The 20,956-nt window shown below is 66.0% G+C and carries 17 protein-coding genes and 1 riboswitch; of the genes, 14 read left to right on the top strand and 3 right to left on the bottom strand.

What is annotated here, in order from left to right; translation table 11 throughout:
* Positions 1 to 97 precede the first annotated feature (97 nt).
* Positions 98 to 901 carry an alpha/beta hydrolase gene (locus tag OXK16_16365; protein ID MDE0377514.1) on the top strand — a complete coding sequence of 268 codons (804 nt, stop codon included), beginning with the start codon at positions 98 to 100 and terminating at the stop codon, positions 899 to 901.
* 208 nt (positions 902 to 1,109) lie between these two features.
* Here the strand turns inward: OXK16_16365 and OXK16_16360 are convergent, their stop codons facing one another.
* Positions 1,110 to 2,393 carry a DUF4143 domain-containing protein gene (locus tag OXK16_16360; GenBank protein ID MDE0377513.1) on the bottom strand — a complete coding sequence of 428 codons (1,284 nt, stop codon included), beginning with the start codon at positions 2,391 to 2,393 and terminating at the stop codon, positions 1,110 to 1,112.
* Between the two features lie 298 nt (positions 2,394 to 2,691).
* Positions 2,692 to 3,417 (bottom strand): NUDIX domain-containing protein, encoded by a 726-nt coding sequence (locus OXK16_16355; protein MDE0377512.1) that lies wholly within the window; start codon positions 3,415 to 3,417, stop codon positions 2,692 to 2,694.
* Between the two features lie 360 nt (positions 3,418 to 3,777).
* Between OXK16_16355 and OXK16_16350 the strand changes: the two genes are divergently transcribed.
* Positions 3,778 to 5,235 carry a hypothetical protein gene (locus OXK16_16350; protein ID MDE0377511.1) on the top strand — a complete coding sequence of 486 codons (1,458 nt, stop codon included), beginning with the start codon at positions 3,778 to 3,780 and terminating at the stop codon, positions 5,233 to 5,235.
* A 17-nt stretch (positions 5,236 to 5,252) separates the two neighbouring features.
* On the opposite strand, the gene OXK16_16345 is transcribed toward OXK16_16350, so the two are convergent.
* Positions 5,253 to 5,849 carry an XRE family transcriptional regulator gene (locus OXK16_16345; GenBank protein ID MDE0377510.1) on the bottom strand — a complete coding sequence of 199 codons (597 nt, stop codon included), beginning with the start codon at positions 5,847 to 5,849 and terminating at the stop codon, positions 5,253 to 5,255.
* Between the two features lie 75 nt (positions 5,850 to 5,924).
* Between OXK16_16345 and OXK16_16340 the strand changes: the two genes are divergently transcribed.
* From OXK16_16340 to bmt, 12 genes are all read left to right on the top strand, one after another.
* The gene (locus OXK16_16340) at positions 5,925 to 7,214 is read left to right on the top strand and encodes a hypothetical protein (GenBank protein ID MDE0377509.1); all 1,290 of its coding nucleotides are present in this window, start codon (positions 5,925 to 5,927) and stop codon (positions 7,212 to 7,214) included.
* A gap of 62 nt (positions 7,215 to 7,276) precedes the next feature.
* The gene (locus tag OXK16_16335) at positions 7,277 to 7,495 is read left to right on the top strand and encodes a tautomerase family protein (GenBank protein ID MDE0377508.1); all 219 of its coding nucleotides are present in this window, start codon (positions 7,277 to 7,279) and stop codon (positions 7,493 to 7,495) included.
* A 343-nt stretch (positions 7,496 to 7,838) separates the two neighbouring features.
* Positions 7,839 to 9,860, top strand: coding sequence for a hydantoinase/oxoprolinase family protein (locus tag OXK16_16330; GenBank protein ID MDE0377507.1), 2,022 nt, complete (start codon positions 7,839 to 7,841; stop codon positions 9,858 to 9,860).
* 108 nt (positions 9,861 to 9,968) lie between these two features.
* Entirely contained in the window at positions 9,969 to 10,712 is a 744-nt protein-coding gene (locus tag OXK16_16325; GenBank protein ID MDE0377506.1) for an aspartate/glutamate racemase family protein, read from the top strand.
* 98 nt (positions 10,713 to 10,810) lie between these two features.
* The gene (locus OXK16_16320; GenBank protein ID MDE0377505.1) at positions 10,811 to 12,541 is read left to right on the top strand and encodes an ABC transporter substrate-binding protein; all 1,731 of its coding nucleotides are present in this window, start codon (positions 10,811 to 10,813) and stop codon (positions 12,539 to 12,541) included.
* Positions 12,542 to 12,729: 188 nt separating this feature from the next.
* Positions 12,730 to 13,737, top strand: coding sequence for an ABC transporter permease (locus OXK16_16315; protein ID MDE0377504.1), 1,008 nt, complete (start codon positions 12,730 to 12,732; stop codon positions 13,735 to 13,737).
* The gene (locus tag OXK16_16310) at positions 13,734 to 14,600 is read left to right on the top strand and encodes an ABC transporter permease (protein ID MDE0377503.1); all 867 of its coding nucleotides are present in this window, start codon (positions 13,734 to 13,736) and stop codon (positions 14,598 to 14,600) included. The genes OXK16_16315 and OXK16_16310 overlap by 4 nt, the downstream gene beginning before the upstream one ends.
* On the top strand, positions 14,597 to 15,583 hold the full coding sequence (locus tag OXK16_16305) for an ABC transporter ATP-binding protein (protein MDE0377502.1): 987 nt from the start codon (positions 14,597 to 14,599) through the stop codon (positions 15,581 to 15,583). The genes OXK16_16310 and OXK16_16305 overlap by 4 nt, the downstream gene beginning before the upstream one ends.
* Complete coding sequence (locus tag OXK16_16300; protein MDE0377501.1) at positions 15,568 to 16,593, top strand: ABC transporter ATP-binding protein; 1,026 nt, start codon at positions 15,568 to 15,570, stop codon at positions 16,591 to 16,593. The genes OXK16_16305 and OXK16_16300 overlap by 16 nt, the downstream gene beginning before the upstream one ends.
* Positions 16,594 to 16,597: 4 nt before the next feature.
* Positions 16,598 to 18,229 (top strand): hydantoinase B/oxoprolinase family protein, encoded by a 1,632-nt coding sequence (locus OXK16_16295; protein MDE0377500.1) that lies wholly within the window; start codon positions 16,598 to 16,600, stop codon positions 18,227 to 18,229.
* A complete protein-coding gene (locus OXK16_16290; protein MDE0377499.1) occupies positions 18,229 to 19,428 on the top strand; it encodes an amidohydrolase family protein in 1,200 nt (399 codons plus the stop codon). Before OXK16_16295 ends, OXK16_16290 begins: the two co-directional genes overlap by 1 nt.
* Positions 19,429 to 19,516: 88 nt before the next feature.
* Positions 19,517 to 19,595, top strand: a riboswitch (SAM riboswitch).
* Positions 19,596 to 19,687: 92 nt separating this feature from the next.
* Positions 19,688 to 20,713: a betaine--homocysteine S-methyltransferase gene (gene bmt, locus OXK16_16285; protein MDE0377498.1), complete on the top strand. Its 1,026-nt coding sequence runs from the start codon at positions 19,688 to 19,690 to the stop codon at positions 20,711 to 20,713.
* Positions 20,714 to 20,956: the final 243 nt, after the last annotated feature.

Here is a 20,956-nt window from a genome sequence, read left to right as displayed (position 1 = left end):
GCCGCGCCGCTGTGATGGCCAACGGATGCCATGGATATGATCAAACTCACCGAAGCGAGCAACGAGCCCGTCCGCCATTCATCCAAGGAGGAGACACATGGAGACGCCGAGCGTCCGACATGGATACACGACCGGTTCCCAAGGCAATCGCCTGCACTACCTGGACTACGGAGGTGAGGGAACGGCGCTGATATGCATGCATGGCGTGATCGGCAACGCCTGGAACTGGAGGGCAGTGGCGGCCGGTATCGGTGACCGGCGACGGGTGGTGGCCCTCGATTTCCGCGGCTACGGCGAGAGCCAGTGGTCACCGGACCATAACTACACGACCTCCGACCATGTTGCGGACCTGGGAGTCCTCATCGAGTCCCTCGGCGAGGACCGCGTCGACCTGATGGGTTCCTCCTGGGGCGCCCTGGTAGCCATCCAGTACGCGGCGGAGAACCCCGACCGGGTCGGAAGCATCGTGGTGGTGGACGTGGAGGCGTCGTTCGCCCAGAGCGAGACCGACCTCTTCCCCCGACCCACCAGCCACGCCGACCACGGCGATGTACGGACCGGCCTCGGGTTCGCCTTCCCCAATGCCCCCGAGGAGATGCTGGAGCTGACCGCGTTGACCAGCTTCGGACCGGTCGACGGCGGGCGGCTGGCACCCAAGCACGACCCCTACTTCTTCGAACGCTGGCCCTTCCGCTCCGACGACCACTGGGAACGGCTGGAAGGCATGGCGACCCCGGCCCTACTGGTCCACGCAGCCGACAGCTTCGTGAACCACGATGTCATGGCCGACATGGCCAGCCGCATGACCAACGCAAACCTGGTCCAGGTCGAGAACAGCACCCACGTCATCCCGGTTGACAACCCCGACGGCCTGCTGGAGGTTCTTCGACCGTTCTTGTAACTGTCATCGATCAGTTGGGTACGGCTGCACAAACCGGCAAGCTCCGCAACGGTTGACCCGCTTCGTGGACACTTAGGTGAATACCCCAACTCCATATGACCCGCGAAGGAAGGTCATCCGACCGCTCACCCATTCCCCCTCTGGCCTGCGGACCTCATCTTGCCGGATTCGTCGCGGGCGCCGGCCTCCAGCCCTATAGGGCGCAACATCACTCCCACAGTAGGGAGACTGGCGCGGCCCAGACGCGATCGCTGATCTCGACGACGGTCGGCCCGGAGTAGAGGATCACCCCGCGGTCGAGCCTGGGGAACCAGCTTCGGGCGTCGGTGTCCAACTCGTCGCGTAGCCACTCCAGGTGGCGTGCGTCACGGCGGGTGACTGTGCTCGAAGACTTGACCTCGACCGCTATCACGCTGCGGTCGCGGCGGTTCTCCAGGAGCAGGTCGATCTCCCGCTTCGCCTGATCCCGGTAGTGGTAGAGGTCGAAGTCCTGGCTGGAAGCGTCGCGCTGCGCCCGTAGCTGTGACACCACGAAGGTCTCCATGAGGTTGCCCACAAGCTTGGCGTCGCGACGGACGTCCTCCGGTCCCACGCCCAGCATCGCAGCCCACATCCCCGGGTCGTTGACGAAGCGCTTGGACCGCTTCGCGAACCGGCTTGAGAGGGTCCGATGCCAGGCGGGAACTTGTGAAACGACGTAGCAGTTGTGAAGAGCCTGCTCGTACTTCTCGGCCGACGCCCGCGCGATGTCGGCGCGCTCTGCAAGCGTTGTCTGGTTGATCATCTCCGACGAGTTGGCAGCGTAGACGTTCAGGAAGTCGAGCATCTTCCGGTGGTCCATTCGTCCGGTCGCGGCATCTAGCCGCACGACGTCGCGGAGGGCGCTCTCTATCTGCGCGCGCCGGCGAGCCGGATCCTCGACCTGTAGGTAGGCGGGATAACCCCCCTCCATGGCGATGTCGATGTAGTCGTACAGGCCGAATGCTGTGACGGGCGCGGAGCCCGAGCGGATGTCGGCGAGTCGACTCACGAAGGAGTGAAGTGGATTACCTCGCTTTTCGGCCACCGTGAGCGGATGCATTTCCAGGGTGACGGCCCGGTGCAATAGCGGCCATTGATAGCTGTCATCGTGACCATCCGTCCTGATCCGAGAAGATCCGGCGATGACGAAGCCGCTCATCGAGTCCTGATCGATCAGCTTCTTGACCACCCGCAGAGCATCTGGGGCCTGTTGCCATTCGTCAATCAGGACTGGCTTCGGAGCCGCACGGAGGGCTGCCTCCGGGTCCAGTATGAACACAGACCGCTCTTGCGGCTGCGAAAGGTCGATCGCCGACTCGACGACCCGTAGCGCCGTGGTGGTCTTTCCTACTCCCCGAGGTCCGCTGATCACCACGGCCGGCCAGGTGCTGAGTTCGGCACGAAGTGTGGCGTCGATACGCCTCGGCACGTATCGGGATCGAGTTGAGTGGTCCAAGGCTCGTCGGGGCATGAGACATCCCTTCGCGGGTTAGAAACAGGTGCCGTGCCTGGCACTTCGGAGGACGACACCGCCTATCGTATACAGATTGCACCATATATCGCATACAGATTGAACTATGTATCGTATGCATACTGAGCCATTGATCGTCGGCACATAGTCAGGCCGGACCTCCGTCAACTCCCTCTCTACCGTGAATTACAGGCATCTTCTACCGTGAAATACGGGTGCCCTCTACCGGGAAATCTATGGGTGAAGTCCCGTGATTTGCGGCTTGTGCGCTAACGAGATGCGACGGTCGTCCGTCCGCTCATCCCCTGTCTGAACGGTTGGGAGGCTCCTCCGGAGGTTCGTCTTCGCTATCGGTTGGACTGGGGGATCTCATGAGCGGTGAGGAAATGTACATTGCCTTGCCTGGGCTATAGATCTTGGCTGGACGCCCGCCTCGTGCTCTCGGATTTGTGACGTCGCCGGTGGAGCGGAGAAAGTCGGGACTGGTGGTGACCTTGCGGTGGAAGTTGGCCGGGTCTATGCGGGCGTTCCACACCACCTCGTAGACCCGCCGCAACTGGCTTATCGTGAACTCGGGAGGGCAGAATTGCGCGGCGAGGGTGGTGTATTCGAGCTTCGAGCGCACCCTCTCCACCGCCTCCTTGATGATCTTGCCGTGGTCGAAGGCCAACTTGAGAGCATCGGCTTCGACCATCACTACGGAGAAGAGGCTGGCGTCGGCCGCGTCTCTCCCTCCCCGCGGCTCGGGGAGGTTGGCGAGGATGGCCCAGTAGGCGACGGTGACCACCCGCATCCGAGGATCGCGGTTGGGCCTTCCGTACGTGCCGAGTTGCTCGAGATGGCGCGGCTCGGCGGTAACCCCTGTCTCCTCGTGGAGTTCACGCAGGGCCGCCTCCTCCAGACTCTCGTTGGGACGCACGAAACCGCCCGGCAGCGCCCAACGTCCCCTATGTGGAGCCTGCCCTCGCCGGATCAGGAGGATCTGGAGTTCGTTGTCGACGATGGTGAACGTGACCACGTCCACGGTGACGGCGACCGGTGGGTACGCCCGGGGGTCGTAGCCGGCGGGAGGCTTTGTGTCATACCCCATCCGTAGAATGATATCAAGTTTGTGTTGACAGGACAAGAACCCTGGGCTAGGGTTATTGTCAAGTTGGAATAAATCGGCGGGTCTCGGCGTCTTACCTAGATGCAGAGACGCGTGGGCACCTCAGACCGAAGGAGAGATACATTGACTGACGCAACCGTTACCGAGCCGACCAAGCTCTGGTTCCTCCTTGACCGTTCGGGATCGATGGGCGGTCTGACCCAGGACGTGATCTGAGGCTTCAACACGTTCATCGCCGATCAGGCCCGGGAACCCGGAAGAGCGCACCTCACCCTCGTGCAGTTCGACAGCCAGGAGCCGTTCGAGATCATCCACGATGCGGCGCGGATTGAAGACGTACCGGAACTCACTACCGACATCTACCGGCCCAGAGGGACGACCCCATTAATGGACGCCATCGGTGACCTCATCGAGTACGCCGACCGGCGCATCCAAGCACGATCGCGGGACGATCGACCGGTGGAAGACCAGTTGGTAGTGATCTTCAGCGACGGGTTGGAGAACGCCTCTCGCCGCCATACCCAGGCAAGCGTGGCGGAACTGATCAGCAAGCGCCAGGACGCAGCTTGGGAGTTCGTGTTCATGGGCGCCAACCAGGACAGCTACCTGGAAGGGGGACGCATCGGGGTCTCGCAGGAGAGCATCTCCAACTTCGAGGCCAGCTCTGTGGGCACTGCAGCGGCGTTCCAGTCCGTCTCGCGCGCGACCCGAGAGTTCCGGGGAAAGACCAGGATCGAACGGACGCGGGACTCCGGGACCTTCTTCGGCGGCACCCGCGAGGCGGAGGCCGTGATGCAAGCCCGAGGCAGGCGCGCTGGGATCCCCAAGCAGCGCCGGGGTATCCCGAACCTGGAGCGGGCGGCCGTGGGCCGACCCATCACCCGCCTGGGGATCTCGCTGTTCCCTGTCTACCTGCTGGGAAACGACCTGCCGGAGATCGCCACGGGTCCGAACTCCGGTCTGGTGATCGAGGAGTCACAAGCCTCGAGAGTGCCCTCCCTCGAGGTGGCGAACCCGACCAACCGCCCCATCCTGATCCCGGAGGGCGAACAGCTCATCGGCGGACTCCAGGATCGGGTGCTCAACACAAGCGTCCTGGTGGCCCCGTCCACCCATCTGGACATACCCGTGTCGTGCCTCGAACAGGGCAGATGGGGTGCCCGTCGCGAGTTCGCCCACGGAAGGGCCTTCGCGCCCAGACGGACCCGGCGGGCGAAGAACGCGTCGGTTGCCGATTCGATCCGCCGGGAAGGATCGCGGGGGAGCGACCAGGCCGCCGTCTGGAACGTAATCGACCAGGAACTGGCCCATCTCGGGGTTGACTCCGGTACCCGGGCCGTCCGGGACGCCGAGCAGTTCCTCCGCCGGGACCGGCAACGTGCCCACACCATCCGCCGCCTCGCCAGGCGGGGGCCGCTGCCGGGCCAGTGCGGCGTGGTGGTCGCCCATGGCAGGCGCGTGGTGGCGATCGAAGTGTTCGGCAACCACGACCTGCTCCTCCCCCACTGGGAAGGATTGGTCCGATCCCACCTGCTGGAACGAGCGACCGCCAACGGACATCCGTCGGCGACCCTGGCCCTCCACAGGATCGGACGCTTCGCCCGGGCGGCGGCAATGGCGAACCGAGGTGTCGGCCTCGGCTCAGAGCTGCACGTGAACGACCGGAGGACGGTGGGCCAGGCACTCATCCACCAAGGCGCCGTCGTCCACGCGTCCGCATTCATGATCGGCTGAAGGCCGGTGTCCCTAACTCAGAACGAGGGTGGGGACGAGACCACCAGGAAACGGCAGCCGGCCTGACCGGCTGCCGTGATGGTGTGCGGGATCGTGGCCGGGTAGGTGTACACATCGCCTCGGGCCAACACGACGGGCGCGGAGCCCTCCAGTTCCACCCGCAGGCGGCCCTCCAGGACGTAGATGACCTCCTCGCCCTCATGACCGGTGTTGACCGTGCCGACGCCGGGGTCGAACTCCACCTCGTTCGGCTCCATGAGGTGGGAGCCTCCCCTGGTCAGGAACCGGACCGACGCGCCTTCCACGAGCTGGTAGGTCTCGCCTTCGCCGTGGCGGACCAGGCTCACGTCCAACCGCTCCTGAGGCTGGAGAAGGCTATGAGCGGTGGTCTCGAGAGCCTGGGCGACGTAGTGAAGAGCCATCAGGCTGGGCATGGCCTTCCCGTTCTCCAGTTGGCTGAGAAACGGTTGGGACAAACCGCAGCGGGCGGCCAGTTGCTGCAGCGTGAGCCCCTGAGCCTTGCGGAGTCTCCTGAGCGCGGCGCCCAGGGTCGCCGCCACCGCATCCCCGTCGACAGCACGGCTCGCACTGCCGGCAACGGCTGTATCAGTCATAGCCCGATGCTACCGCCCGCCCACCGCCCCATGTCCTATGTAGTGTGTGCGCGTTTTGAGAGAGGAATGCACCATATGTCCACACAGCCCGACGACGAGGCCCCGAGTTCATCAGATCGCAAGCAAGAGCGGCAACTGAAGTCCGTAGGTTCGAGGGTCACCAAGGCACCACCAAGGGTTACATCGATCGCGCACAAGGCCAGCCGCGCCGCCTATCGCTACACCAGCGCGACGGTTCGAGATGTCAGGAAGGCCGACGTGCGGTTTCATGCCAAACCCGTTGAATTGGCACAAGCGATTACGGCCTCCGCTCAAGCCACGATCAGAGACTTCGCCGGAACAGCGGCAAGCGAGATCGGCAAGGCCACCGCCACTGCCGCCGACAAGACCGCCGACATCGCCCGAACCACCGCAACCGGGGTCGCAGGAGCCACCGACAAAGCCCGGACCACGACCACCGAAATCGGGAACGCCATCGGCATGGGCGCTGCCGGTGTTCTAGAACACGGGCGGTTGTTCCGGGAGACGTGCAAGGACTCCTTCGAGCCGCTCAAGACCGGCGCGAGGACTGTCGGAGACAACACCGACGAGTGGGCACAGGCAGCCGCGGCGGGAGCCTGGGGAGCGCTTCAGAACCTCCAGGCGGCGGTTCCAACGTTCAACGACCTCTCTCCATTGCTCAAAACGAAATTCGCGTTGGCAGGCATGCACGGTGCCTGGCGACCGGTCCATCTCGCGAGTTCCTTCTATGAGGAGAGCATTCCCTTCCCCATCAGGAATCTTGGACAGGACGCGGTCCTCGCCTTCATCGATGGGAAGCATGCCAGCCATATCAAAGCAGTTAGCAATATGCCTGGACTGATGATGGATAATGCCAACATTGTTTGGGAGGCCGCCCGTAACAACCTGGCCCGCGGCGGCGCCGACATGACCCCCCTCGAATTAGCGAAGGCCAACACGCTGAACGCCCTCCATGCCACTGGGATCGTCGCAACCGAGGCGCTCCAGACCGCGGCAGTCGCCGGATGCATCGGTATGGCGCTCGAAGGCGTGGTCAGCGTGACCGAGAACCTCATCTACGTCTACAAGGACGAGATGACGTACCGACAGGCAGGTATAAGGGTGCTGAAAGACGTGCTTAAGAAGGGTAAGTGGGCTGCGGTTGGCGGTGCCGGGATGACGGTGGTAGCTGCTCTCGGTGCCGGCCCCGCCCTTGCGACAGCTGCTCCTGTTCTCGTGACGGTTGGTGGGGTGGTGTACGTTGTAACGGCTTACGGCCGGATCAAGACGGCACTGGACTCAACCGATGAAGTAACGGCTTCCGAGCCCTGGGATGCTGAGTATCCCGCTCTCGGCACGGCCTGATCATCATGCCGGTTATCGTGCGATAGTCGGGTGGTTGCCCGTTTGTCCTTGAGGAGGTCTCGATGCCGCTCGCTCACATTCACTTCATGTATGACCTCGTGGAGGGTGACCTTCAGGAGGCGAAGCGCAAGCTTGCCGACGAGGTGGCTGACAGCATTGCGCGCAACGTGGTACACCATCATCAGGGCTCGCCCAAGGACCTGGTCACGGTTGTCTTCCATGACATCGGCGCCGACGACTGGGCCGTCGGCGGGACTCTCTTCAGCGACCGGAACCCCTGACTGCGCCCAGCTTGCACCGGCCGTTCCCGCATCGTAGGATTCCTGTTCGGTATGCCCGACTGCTCCATTAGCTGCGGGCGGAAATCAATCTGATCAGGGAAGAAACCCTCCTCAACGGGTCGGCCCGTGTGCCGGCGCGTTGTTCGTATGTAGCAGTGGTCTGTCTGAGGAATGGCGGTGTGGTATGGCGTCGGCAGCGGTGTTTCTCGCAAGGCCCGCTGACGAAGGCGTGCCCGCAGCGGCACGTTGAGGAAGCGGAACGCAGCGATGGGACGCCGATGACCGCCATAACACACCGAGCTGTTCCACAGACAGACCACCAACAGCCATCTCCGGGGAGCCGATGCGCGTAGCGGTGGACATAGGCGGTACCTTTACCGACGCCGTAGTCATCGACGACGCCGGCAACACCAGTACAGCCAAGGCGCTTACCACCCCTAACCGGCTCTACGACGGAGTTCTCTCGGCACTCGACCAACTCGGTGTCGATTGGACCCAACTCGACTCGATCACCAACGGCACCACCGCCGGGCTGAACGCCTTTCTGGAGCGCCGCGGCGCCAGAGTCGCCCTTCTCACCACCCGCGGGTTCCGGGATGTCTACGAGCTGGGCCGGGCCAACCGGCCGGACATGTACAACGTCCGCTACCGGCCCCCTACCCCGCTGGTGCCTCGCCGGTCCATCTACGAGGTGGACGAGAGGATGGCGCCGGATGGATCGGTGGTGCTGGCCTTGCAGGAGGAAGCCATCCGCGAGATGGCACCCCGGCTGGCCCGCGACTACGACGCGGTGGCCGTCTGCTTCCTCCACTCCTACGCCAACCCTGCCCACGAGCACCGGGTAGCCCAGCTGCTCCGTTCGGCCGACCGGTCTCTGTCGGTCGTGTGCTCTTCGGACGTGGCACCGGAGTGGCGCGAGTACGAACGAACCAGCACTACGGCCATAGCCGCCTACGTGGCGCCCATCGTCGATAGCTATCTCAAGGAACTGGAGAAACGTACTACCGAGCGGGGCATGCGGGGATCGTTGCGGGTGATGCAGTCCAACGGCGGCGTCATGTCCGCCCGTTCCGCCCGGCGCAAGCCCATCCAGACCCTGTTCTCCGGACCGGTCGGGGGCACCATCGCCTGCCTCTCGGTAGCGGACGATCTGACCGGGGAGGCTGTAGCGAGCCGGCTGATATGCGTGGACATGGGCGGGACGTCCTTCGACATGAGCCTGGTGGTGGACGGACGGGCCGACGTCGAGCTCGAGTCGGAGCTTCAGCGCCACCCGGTACTGGCGCCCACCGTCGCGATCCACACCATCGGGGCCGGCGGGGGAAGCATCGGCCACACCGCGGGCGGCGGGCTCCGGGTGGGGCCCCGTTCGGCGGGCGCCGTCCCCGGACCAGCCTGCTACGGATCGGGAGGAACCGAACCCACCATCACGGATGCCAACCTCCATCTCGGTCGGCTTCCCGGCAGCACCCGCCTCGCCGGCGGCATGTCGATCGACAAGGCAGCAGCCGGACGCTCCCTGACGGCTGTGGCGGAGTCCCTGGGGATGGATGAGCTCGGGCTGGCGGCCGGCATGGTCGCCGTGGCCGACTCGACCATGGCGAACGCCATCCGGGAGATCACGGTGATGCGCGGGATCGACCCCCGCGACTTCACCCTGGTGGCCTTCGGAGGAGCCGGGCCGCTCCATGCCACGTCGCTGGCAGACGAACTGGATCTCGACACGGTGGTGGTACCGGTCAATCCCGGCGTCCTCTCCGCCTACGGGATGCTCCAGACCGACACCCGCCACGACGCCGTCCAGAGTTTCTACGTGCGAGTGGCCGACCTCTCCGCTGAAGCCCTCGAAGCCGCCCTGTCGGATCTCGAGGAGCGGGCCCGGCTGATGGTGAAGGAAGACGGTTTCGACGACCAGGCGATCACGCTGGAGCCGTCGGCCGATCTGCGTTACTCGGGCCAGGAGTACACCGTCACACTCCCGCTCGATACGAGCCAGGGCATGAAGGCACTGATCGAGGGGATACCGGATCAGTTCGCCGAGGCCCACAACGTCCGGTACGGGCACAGCAATCCCGGGGAGGCGGTGGAGTTCGTCAACCTCCGGATGGCCGCCTTCGGTGGCATGGCCCGCCCCCGCCCCCAGGCCCTCCCGACCGGCGATATGCCCTCGCCCACCGGCTTGGAACGAACCTGGTTCGCAGACACCTGGTTCGAGACCCCGGTCTACCAACGCTCGGAACTGCCGGCGGCGGCGGAGTTGGCGGGGCCGGCAATCATCCTGGAGGACGCGTGCACCACACTGGTGCCACCGACCTGGACCGCCCGGGTGTCGGGGCACGGGCACCTAGTCGTGAACAGGTCGTGAAGGCCATGTCGAGGCGGCCCGCTGTACGATGAAGGCACACCCCGACCCCGTCCGAAGCGGAACCGGGTATCCGCACACGCGCAGTCCAGTCTTGGAGGTACGGAAACCATGAGAATCCAGGTCATCAACCCGATGGGGGTTGACGTGTACAACCCGATGGTCGAGGAGGCCATCGCGAGAGCTACCGCCCCCGACACGAAGGTCGAGGTCCGCTCGCTGATGGGCACCGGCGTCCCGGCCACCGCCTTCCTTCCGGCCCACTCGCTCCTGATGAATCAGCTGCTCACCCAGGTCGAGACGGCGGAACGGGACGGGTTCGACGCGGTGGTGATCGCCTGCGCCGCCGATCCCGGCGTGGAGGACGCCAAGGACCTGGTGGACATCCCCGTGACCGGACCGATGGAGGCGGCGGTGGCGGCGGGCCGAGCCTTCGGCCGGATGGCGGTCATCTGCCCCCGGATCGAGAGCGGCGAGGGTGAAAACCTTCCGCAGAACGCCAACTGGATCCGCCGCCTGATCCATCGTTATGGCGCCGAGTCCATCTTCGCCGGGGTGATCTCAGCCCCAAGCGGCCATCCACCTGCCGAGGAGGTGAACCGGCTGCTGGCCGAGGATCCGCCGGGGCTGCGGGCCGCCGTCCGGGCCGAGATGGAAGTCTCCGCCACCACAACGGCGCTGGAAGCGGCCAAGCGAGCCTTCCGCGACCTCGATGCGGACGTGCTCTTCTTTGCCTGCACCCTGTGGTCGGGCCTGCTGGGCCCCATCCGCGAACAGGTCCCGGTGCGCGTGCTCGATCCGCTCATCACCCCCGTTCTCTACGCCGAGATGCTGGCCAGGACCGGGAGTAACTGACAAGCAAGACAACCGGCCGCTTCTCGAGCCCCGAGCGTCGTTAATTCGCCGAACGGTTGGAGCGGTCGAGTAACAAACCCAACTAGGGAGGAAAGCAAATGAACAGAACGAGATCGGCTGTCCGGCTCCGCCTGATTGCCGTATTCGCCGCGCTGGCGCTGGTAGTAGCGGCCTGCGGCTCGGACGATGCCGAGCCGGAGAGCGCGCCTGCCACCACAGCCGCACAAGCCACTACGGCCACGACGGCGGCAGCCATGACCGAAGAGGCGCCGGCCGAAGAGACGATGGAAGAGACCGCCGAGGAGGCGCCGGCCGAAGAAACGATGATGGAGGAGCGGGTGCTCACCATCGGAGTTCCCGGCGACATCGAGACTCTCGACCCGTGTTGCGCCAACTTCATCAGGGCCCACGAGGCGCTGCTGATGGTCTACGACGTTCCGGTGATCCACCCCATCGTGGAGCAGAACGGCGCCATGCTCGGAGATGCGGACAACTTGCTGCCCCGCTACTTCGAGTCGTGGGTCGAGCATGACGACGGCCTTACCTTCACCATCAAGGTGCGGGAAGGCATGACGTTCGACGACGGCACTCCGATCACCGCCGAGACCGTTCGGTTCATGATCGACCGCAACCTCAACACCCCCGGCGGTGGCGCGTGGTTGCTCACCAACATCGCCTTCGTGACCAAGCCCCCGACCGTGATCGACGAGTACACCTTGGAGCTGGTGTCGGATCGGCGCAGCCCGATGGTGATGCAGTCCTTCTACATGTCCAGTTCGGCAGCGGTCGATCCCGCCGTGGTGGCGGCCAACGCCACCGATGATGACCCCTGGGCGACCGAGTACATGGCGCGCAACGCCGACAACCCCAGCGGTCCTTACCGCCTGGTCAGCCGGACGCCCGACGAAGAGGTCGTGTTCGAGGCCAGGGACAACTATTGGGGTGGCCGTCCCGCCTACGACAAGATCGTTTGGAAGATCATCCCGTCACCCGCCGAGCGCGTCCAGCTGCTCAGGGCCGGAGTGATCGACCTAGCGGTCGGTCTCGGGACCGAGGAGTTCAACGCACTGGACGGATCCGAGGGCGTGAAGGTCGTCCGGGCGCCTTCCAAGAACATGGCCTACGTGGGCATGAACAACTCGATCGCCCCGTTCGACGACGTGGCGGTCCGCCAGGCGGTCTCCTACGGCGTCAACTATGACGACATCCTCGAGAACGTCTACAAGGGCGACGCCCGCCGCCTCCACGGGGCCATCCCCAACGGCTCGGCGGTCTCGCTGGGCGCCGAGGTCGGATACTTCCAGGACACCGCCAAGGCGCAGGAGCTTCTCGCCTCCAGCAGCTACGACGGAGGCACGGTGACCCTGTCGATCGACTCCGCCAAGGCGGAGCACCAGCTGATCGCGGTCCGTGTCCAGTCGGCGCTGCGCGAGATCGGCATGGACGTCGAGATCGAGACCCTCCAGTCCCCCGTGTTCGCGGAGCGTAAGGTGGGCAAGCAGCTCCAGATGTTCGTGGACGAGTTGCTGGCCTGGATCGATGACCCGAACTACCAGCTGTCCCTGACCCTGGAGTCGGGAGTGTTCGGCAACTACGCCGATTACTCGAACGCCCGGGTCGACGAGATCATCACGGACGGCTGGGCGGAGCAAGACCCCGCCGCCCGTAGAGCGATCTTCGAGGAAGCCCAGAGGCTCATCTCCGAGGATGCTCCGTGGGTCTTCCTGGCGCAGCCGGACTTCAAGTTCGCCATGCGTGAGGATGTGGACGGATTCGTGCTGTACCCGAACGCCATACCTCGCTTCGCCGACCTTTACCCGGCAGGCTGATCGAGGATCAGTTCTAGGAGGGTGCGCGGATACCTGTCCGCGCACCCTCTGAGGACCAGAAAGAGGAACCAACCGAGGAGGGTGCTGAAAAAGATGGGGACGGCTTGGCCCGCGATGCGTCTAGCTGGGGTTTTGTATCCGGCTATAGGGCCAGCTGGACATTTTTCAGTACCCTCCTAGGAGAGGGTATGCACCTCGCCGTCTACGTGCTTCGCCGGCTGGCTTACATGCTGGTGGCGCTATTCGGCGTGTCGCTGGTCGCCTTCGTGGTGACCAGGTTGCTACCCGGTAACCCCGCTTACATGATCGTGGGGGTCATGGCCGACGAGTCCACGGTGATAGCCGTCACCGAGCGGCTCGGCCTCAACCTCCCGATCCACGAGCAGTACTTCCGCTACATCCAGCAGCTGGCGTCCGGCGACCTGGGCGACAGCTGGCGGACCCGCAATCCGGTCACTACCGACATCGGGGCCCGCTGGCCGGCCACCATCGAGCTCGGCAGCGCGGCCCTGATCCTCGCTCTGGCCTGGTCGGTCCCCTTGGGGATCGTCTCGGCGTTGCGGAGGCGTTCCTTCTCAGATCGCCTGGCCAACGCATTGTCGGGCTTCGGAGTGTCGATACCCGAGTTCTTCCTCGGCATGATCCTCCTGCTGGTGTTCTTCGCGACGCTGGAGTGGGCGCCCCCCGCGCTCGGACGGACGCTGGGGGACGTCCCGCCCCACACGACCGGTTTCTACACGGTCGACGCCATCCTGGCCGGGGACTGGGAGGCGTTCAAAGCAGCCGCAGTGCAGATGATCCTGCCCGCGGTGACGCTGGCGGTGACGGTGGGAGCGCCCATGGTGCGGGTCACCCGCGGGTTCATGCGCGAGACGATGGCCTCGCATCACATCCGATCCGCCCGGGCGCTAGGGGTGCCAGAGCGATCGATCGTGCTCCGCCACGCACTCCCCAACGTGCTGCTTCCCGTCTCCACGATGGGGGCGATCATGTACGGCTACCTGCTGGGCGGGACGGTGCTCGTCGAATTCGTGTTCGCCCGACCCGGCATCGGCAAGTACGCCATCGACTCCATCAGCGAGTCCGACTTCGCCCCGGTGCTGGCCGCCGTCCTGTTGAGCGCCCTCTCATACCTGGTGGTGTACCTGATCATGGACATCCTGCACTTCGTGATCGACCCGAGGACCAGGACATGACCGCCCGGGCATTGCCGGACCGCAGGACGCCCACGCGCGGTCGGTCCGGGAGGTTGGTGCGCAAGGTGTTCCGGACGCCGGCCTATCTCTCCATGGCGATCATCGTGCTGGTAGCGCTCGTCGGACCCTTCCTCGTCAGGGACCCGCTGGGCTTCCTGGGCGGCACGCTGACCGCCCCTTCGGCCGAGTTCTGGTTCGGGACCGACCAGTTCGGCAGGGATATCTTCGCCCGGGTGGTTCATGCCGCTCGCCTCGACCTCTGGGTAGGCCTGATCGCGGCTGCGCTGGCGGTGGTCGTCGGGATGCCTCTAGGAGCCCTGGGCGCCTACCGGGGAGGCGCCTTCGACGCGCTGCTGCTGCGGGTCTCGGAGTCGTTCCAAGCCTTCCCCACGCTGTTGCTGGCCCTCGGGATCGTGGCCGCCCTGGGCCCCAGCATTCCCATCCTGATCATGGTCATCGCGATGGTGAACGTCCCCGTCTATCTTCGCCTCACCCGGAGCGCAGTGAAACCCCTGGTCGACTCCGACTTCGTGCTGGCGGCGCGGTGCGCGGGCAAGAGCCAGGCCACCATCCTGCGGCGCCACATCCTGCCCAACGTGTCGGAGATCGTGTTCGCGCAGTTCTCGGTGAACGTGGCGTGGGCGATCCAGATCCTGGCTGCGCTCAGTTTCGTCGGTCTCGGCGTCAAGCTCCCCACCGCCGAATGGGGCGCCATGGTGCGGGACGGCATCGACTACATGTACTACGGGCAGTGGTGGATTTCTCTCTTCCCGGGGCTGGCCATCCTGGCCACCGTCCTGACCCTCAACCACCTGTCCGACGAGATCAGGCACGGGCAACGCGACTCGATCGGGAACCGATGACCGGTAGCCCCGCCTCCCCGACAACGGAGGCGCCTCCGCTCCTCGACATCGAGAACCTCGCGGTCGGGTTCCGCACCGGCACGGAGGACGCTTCCATGCCACTTCAGGGCGTGAACCTGCGGGTGCCGCGCTCCAGCCGCATGTCGCTGGTCGGGGAGTCCGGATCCGGCAAGAGCCTCACCGCGGCCGCAGTCATCGGGATGCTCCCGGAGGGGGCGGAAATCCTGAGAGGATCGATCCGGCTGGACGGCGAGGAACTGCTCGGCGCTTCGAAGCAGCGCTTGCGTGATCTGCGCGGCCCCCAGATCGCCATCATGTTCCAGAACCCCAGAGCCTCTCTCAACCCGGTCCTGACCGTCGGAGGCCAGATCGCAGAGGTCATCCGCACCCACTCCGACGCCGGGCGACGCGACAGCCATCTCCGAGCCATCGACCTGCTCGACCAGATGGGAGTTCCCGACGCCCGCCGGCGAGCCGGCGACTACGTACACCAGTACTCGGGAGGGATGGCCCAGCGGGCGGCCCTCGCCATGGCACTCTCCTGCCAACCGGACCTCCTCATCGCCGACGAGCCCACCACCGGGCTCGACGCCACTCTCCAGCAACAGGTTCTCGAGCTGGTGGTGGAGCAGGTATCGGACCGCGGCGCCTCGCTGCTGCTGATCACCCACGACATCGCCATCGCCCGCCAGACCTGCGAACGCACCGCGGTGATGTACGCGGGGAGGGTCATGGAGAGCGGACCGACGGCGTCGGTGACCGCCTCCCCCGCCAATCCCTACACCAAGGCACTGCTGCGGGCCTTCGCCACCGTGGACGAGGGACGGATGTACGCCATCCCTGGGACCGTTCCCACCCTCCTGGGCCCGCTCGCCGAGTGCCCCTTCGCCGACCGCTGCCCGGACGCCGCCGAGGAGTGCCGTGACGGAGTGCCGGAGCTCCGGACAATCGCAGACCGGGAGGTGGCATGCGTGAAGGCGTGACGTCCCCCCTCCTAGAAGTCCGTGACCTGGTCAAGGACTACATATCCCGCGACGCCAAGCTCCGCCAGCGGGTGGTGAGAGCGGTGGACGGCGTCAGCTTCGAGGTCTGGCCGTCCGAGACCTTCGCCATCGTCGGCGAGTCGGGATCGGGCAAGTCGACGGTGGGCAGGGTGATCCTCAAGCTGACCGACGCCACCGAGGGTCACGTGTCGCTGCTGGGCGAGGACATCCTGGATCTGGGCGAGAAGCATTTCCGGCCCATGCGGACGAACCTGCAGATGGTGTTCCAGGATCCGCTGGCGGCCTTCGACCCGAGGGCGACGATCCGGTCCAGCCTCCGCGAGTTCGCCGAGTTCGGAGGGGAGCGCACGCCCGCCCAGCAGGACCAGGCCATCGAAGACGCCATCCGCAACGTCGGCCTGTCTCCCGAGATCGCCGACCGGCGCCCGGCCGAGGTCAGCGGAGGCCAGCTGCAGAGGTTGAGCGTCGCCCGCTCCCTGCTGGTCGAACCCCGGTTGCTGTTCCTGGACGAACCCACCTCCTCCCTGGACGTGTCCATCCGGGGCCAGATCGTCAACCTGCTCACCGGTCTCCAGGAGACCGCACAACTGGCCTACCTGCTGGTGGCCCACGACCTCCGGGTGGTGTACGCCATGGCCCACCGCGTGGCGGTGATGTACCTCGGTCAGTTCGTCGAGATCGGCACCCGGGATCAGGTCTACCGCCAAGCCGCCCACCCCTACACCCGCGGCCTGCTGGAAGCCGCCCAGCTCGAGGAACCGGGCCACATGGGGGAGCCGGTACGCCTGTCCGGCGAGATCAGCACCGACCACCTGGGCTCGCCCGGATGCCGCCTGATGCCGAGATGTCCGTTCTCGGAGTCGAAGTGCGCCGAGCCCCAGCCGCTGCGGGAGACCCGTACCGGTCAGATGGTCCGGTGCTGGAAGGCTGTCGAAGCGCCCGTTTCCATAGGATTACCCGAGCCGCCCTCACCGGGCGATAGGAGTTAGCAACATGTACGTAGACCCGGTCACCGTCGAGGTGATCCGTAACGCCTTCATCTCGATCGCGTCCCAGATGAACAACAACCTGGCCCGCTCCGCCTACACCCCCATCATCTACGAGATGAAGGACTGCTCGGTCGGCCTCTTCGACGCCCGCGGGAACCTGCTCGGACAGGCTCCCGGGTTGCCCATCTTCCTCGGGAGTCTGGAAGCCGCCATCGACGTCACTCTCGAGCACATGGGCGGCCCGGAGAGCTGCCGGCCCGGTGATGTCTACGCGGTCAATGACAGCTACATGGTCGGCAGCCACCTCAACGACGTCAACGTGATCTCGCCCATCTTCCACAGCGGGGAACTGGTCGGGTTCGGCGCCACCAAGGCCCACTGGCTGGACATCGGCGCCAAGGATCCCGGCCAGGCGATGGACTCCACCTCCATCTACCAGGAGGGCTACCGGATCGCGCCCGTCCACCTCTACCGGGAAGGCAAGCCCGAACGGGGGATGCTCGACTTCCTGACCCGCAACAGCCGCCTTCCCCGCTCGATCTGGGGTGACATGCACGCCCAGATCGCCGCCTGCCGGACCGGCGAGCGCGGGCTTGCCGAGCTGATCGACCGCTTCGGGCTGGACACCGTGACCGCCGCCGCCGAGGTCATCTTCGACCAGTGCGAACGCCTCGATCGCGAGGCGGTGGCATCCATCTCTGACGGGGTGTACGAGACCGACGGCGAGATGGACAGCTGGGGACCGGGCGGTGATCCCGTGTACGTCAAGGTGGTGGTGACGGTGGAGGGCGAGGAGATCAGGGTCGACCTGGACGGGTCGGCGCCGATGACTCCCGGTTGCATGAACTGCGGACTGGCCCAGACCGAGGCGGCGGCCAATCTGGCCTTCAAGATGCTGATCAACTCCGACGTCCCGGTCACAGCAGGCACTTTCCGCAACCTCACGCTGAGCGCACCGGAGGCTTCCGTGTTCGACGCCCGGGAGCCGGCCGCCTGCCAGTACTACTACCCCCACCTCGGGATGATGATCGACCTGTTCATCCGGGCGCTGGCACCGGCGGTCCCCGAACGGGTGGTGGCCGGCCAGGCCGCCGACCCGATGAACGTCCTGTTCAGCGGCCCCAACCCCCGGACCGGCGAGGACTTCGTGGTGGGAGAGGCCACCGCGGTCGGCTGGGGCGCCTACCAGGGCGGCGACGGCACCAATGGGCTCATCAACTACGGCGGCGGCGACCTCAAGAACATCCCGGTGGAGGTCATGGAGTCCCGCTACCCGATCCGGGTCCACCAGTACTCGGTCTGGCCCGATTCGGGCGGCCGGGGCAGGTGGCGCGGCGGCCTGGGAGTGCTGCGGGACTACGAGGTGCTAGCCGACGACATAACCGTGTCGACCTGGTTCGAGCGCACCAGAACGCCCGCCTGGGGATTGTTCGGCGGCGAGGACGGCGCAGCCACCGACGTGACGCTGACCGTGGAAGGGGAGACGGTCCCGCTACTCAAGGCCAACCAGAGACCGGCGCCGAAGGGATCGCGGCTCCATGTCGCCACCGGCGGAGGTGGGGGCTACGGCGTCCCGGAGGAGCGGGATCCCGAGTTGGCCGCCCAGGACGCGATCGACGGCTACTCGACCGGATAATGTCCGACATCCACGCCCCGACCCCCCCTCTCCGGATCCGGGGCGTTTCCTGGCTCGACACCGCCGCCGGCGAGTCACAGACGCGTGACCTGTTTATCCGGGACGGCGCCATCCTGGCCGAGGACAGCAGCGCGGGTAGAACCGTGGACGGGTCGGGCCTGCATGCCATGTTCGGCCTGTGGGATTGCCATGCCCACGCCGGCGGGCTCATGTACGACCCGGACGCCACCGGCTACTTCGAGGCGGCTCCCGACCGGACGATCAGAGCCGGGGAGAACTTCCGCCAGGCGGCGGAGATGGGCGTAACCGGGGTGCGGTGCGTGGACGAGGCCGATGATCTTGACCTGGCCTGGGGCCGGGCCTACGCCGCCGGCACCACCCTCGGACCCCGGGTGACCGGGGCCGGGCGGGGCGTCCGGACCACGGGCGGCCACGGTACCGCCTTTCCCCGGGTCTACACCCAGATGGGCGCTGAGTTGGTGGTCGACGGCCCGGATGCGATGGCCCGGGCGGTCCGGCGCCAGGTTGAGCGGGGCGCCCAGTGGATCAAGATCATGCTGACCGGCGGCCTGTACAGCCCCTTCGAAGCGGCCGACGAGGGCCAGTTCACCGACGCCGAGTTGGCAACCCTGATGGAGGTGGCCAACCAGCGCCACATACCGATGGCGGCCCACTGCGGGGGCAACGAACCCGCCATCGCCTTCTCGGAGTTGGGCGGGCGCTCGATCGAGCACGGCTACATGCTCGACGAACAGGCCGCGGCGGTGATGGCCCGGAACGGCACGTGGCTGGTGCCCACCATCGGCGTTACCCACGACCAGGAGTACATCCAGAGCCAGGGCTGGCCGGAGCACGCCGCCAACCGGTCCCGGGAGCTGATGCCGGTCCACGCCGCCGCCCTCCAGGCGTGCATCGAGGCGGGTGTCCAGGTTGCCGTCGGCGCCGACCTGAACCCGATCGGGCCACGCTTCCACCGGGAGCTCGAGATGCTGGAGAGGGCCGGGATGGACAGGCGGTCGGTCCTGCACGCCGCCTCGGTGGGCGGCCGGTCGCTCAACGGCTTCGGTGACTGCTCGACTCCCGACCCCGGTGCGGTAGCCGACCTGATCCTGGTCGAGGAGAACCCGATGTCGTCGCTGGAGACGCTACGGAGACCCGTTCTCGTGGTCACCCATGGCCGCGTGGTCTACAGGCGCTGACTCCAAGGATCCTCCAGTTCGGAGCCGGCCGGCCGCGTTGCAGCTCGCGTCACTCCCGCCACCGGCTCGCCGGGGGTGATACACTCAGCCCGAAGACAGCGCCGATTTGATCAGTCAGCTTGCGGGCGCTCTAGAAGACCAGCTAAAGCGACCGGGCACTTCCACAGGAAGAGCTCATGGGGCCGCAGAAGCTGGGTGGCCCCTTTCTCGTGAAGGAGCCCTTCAGGGCACCGGCATCCTGGCGGAAACGGAGGAAGCCGTGTCCTCATCGAACCCTGCTGCCAGCACATCGCCCGATCGATTGCTCTCCGAGACGGGAATCCTGGTAGCTGACGGAGGCATGGGCACCAGCCTGTTCGCGTTAGGAATGCCGGCCGGCGCCTGTCCCGAGCTGCTGAACGTAGAGTGTCCGGAGATGGTGATCGAGGCACACTCGGGCTTCCTTGATGCGGGATGCGACATCGTCCTCACCAACACGTTCGGGGCCAACCGGCGACGGCTCACCCTGCACGGACTCCAGGACCGGGTTGCCGAACTCAACATGGCGGCCGCGGCGCTGCTCCGGCGGCTGGCCGGCCGTCTCGGACGACCCGTCGCGGTAGCAGGGAGCGTCGGGCCCACAGGTGACCTGCTGGCACCCCTCGGACCACTGGAGCACGGCGCTGCCGTCGACGTCTTTGCGGAGCAGATCGACGCTCTCGTGCGGGGTGGCGTCGACGTGGTCTGGATAGAGACCATGTCTAGCCGGGAGGAACTGGAAGCGGCGTACGAGGCGGCCCTATTGTTCCAGACGCCGGTCGTGGCCACGATGAGCTTCGACACCCACGGACGGACCATGATGGGCTTTCGTCCCGAGCAGTTGGCCGCCTGGAGCCGCGCTCAGGCCGTCCTCCCGGCGGCGGTCGGGGCCAACTGCGGCGTGGGAGCCGGCGACGTGGTGCTTGCCGTGAGCGAGTTGGCCGACGCAGACCCGGGAACGGCCATCGTGGCCAAGGCCAACTGCGGCCTGCCCGCCTACACCGAGGGACACCTGGCCTATCCCCATGGTCCCGAGATCATGCCCACCTACGTCGATCTGGCGATCAGGGCAGGGGCGCGGCTGATCGGCGCATGCTGCGGGAGCAGGCCCGGACACATAGCCGCCATCAGGGAGGCGGTCGATTGCGCGCGTTCCACCCGGGGGGTCACCCGCGAGGAGATCGCTCGCCGCCTACCCCACGCACCGCGCCCATCCCGTCCCACCACGCCCCATCGCGAGCGCCGCCGACGGGTCACCAGGACCTGAACCGGCCGACGGGCCCGGCCCGGGTTGGAAGAGGACGCCGACCAAGACGATCGCCGCACGGCAGGTCGGCCATCCTGGGCAAGTCACGGGCGCGACCGCTTGACTGTCTCGTCAAGATCCGCCCGGAGGGCAGTGTGGGCATGGGTCCGGCGCTCGAACTAGATGCGCCTTGAGCCGGGATGGGTCATCGTGTTGATGGTCATTGAAAATCCCCGGAGTTGATCACTGAAATTCCCCACCCCC

Source organism: bacterium, assembly GCA_028821235.1.
GTDB lineage: Bacteria > Actinomycetota > Acidimicrobiia > Spongiisociales > Spongiisociaceae > Spongiisocius.
Note: the sequence above shows the minus strand (reverse complement) of the source record. Positions and strands in the feature narration are given on the sequence as shown.

Excerpts from the sequence above, each read along its gene's own strand:
- OXK16_16365 (MDE0377514.1), top strand. The coding sequence starts at position 98 with ATGGAGACGCCGAGCGTCCGACATGGATACACGACCGGTTCCCAAGGC.
- OXK16_16360 (MDE0377513.1), bottom strand. The coding sequence starts at position 2,393 with ATGCCCCGACGAGCCTTGGACCACTCAACTCGATCCCGATACGTGCCG.
- OXK16_16345 (MDE0377510.1), bottom strand. The coding sequence starts at position 5,849 with ATGACTGATACAGCCGTTGCCGGCAGTGCGAGCCGTGCTGTCGACGGG.
- OXK16_16340 (MDE0377509.1), top strand. The coding sequence starts at position 5,925 with ATGTCCACACAGCCCGACGACGAGGCCCCGAGTTCATCAGATCGCAAG.
- OXK16_16335 (MDE0377508.1), top strand. The coding sequence starts at position 7,277 with ATGCCGCTCGCTCACATTCACTTCATGTATGACCTCGTGGAGGGTGAC.
- OXK16_16330 (MDE0377507.1), top strand. The coding sequence starts at position 7,839 with ATGCGCGTAGCGGTGGACATAGGCGGTACCTTTACCGACGCCGTAGTC.
- OXK16_16325 (MDE0377506.1), top strand. The coding sequence starts at position 9,969 with ATGAGAATCCAGGTCATCAACCCGATGGGGGTTGACGTGTACAACCCG.
- OXK16_16320 (MDE0377505.1), top strand. The coding sequence starts at position 10,811 with ATGAACAGAACGAGATCGGCTGTCCGGCTCCGCCTGATTGCCGTATTC.
- OXK16_16315 (MDE0377504.1), top strand. The coding sequence starts at position 12,730 with ATGCACCTCGCCGTCTACGTGCTTCGCCGGCTGGCTTACATGCTGGTG.
- OXK16_16310 (MDE0377503.1), top strand. The coding sequence starts at position 13,734 with ATGACCGCCCGGGCATTGCCGGACCGCAGGACGCCCACGCGCGGTCGG.
- OXK16_16305 (MDE0377502.1), top strand. The coding sequence starts at position 14,597 with ATGACCGGTAGCCCCGCCTCCCCGACAACGGAGGCGCCTCCGCTCCTC.
- OXK16_16300 (MDE0377501.1), top strand. The coding sequence starts at position 15,568 with ATGCGTGAAGGCGTGACGTCCCCCCTCCTAGAAGTCCGTGACCTGGTC.
- OXK16_16295 (MDE0377500.1), top strand. The coding sequence starts at position 16,598 with ATGTACGTAGACCCGGTCACCGTCGAGGTGATCCGTAACGCCTTCATC.
- OXK16_16290 (MDE0377499.1), top strand. The coding sequence starts at position 18,229 with ATGTCCGACATCCACGCCCCGACCCCCCCTCTCCGGATCCGGGGCGTT.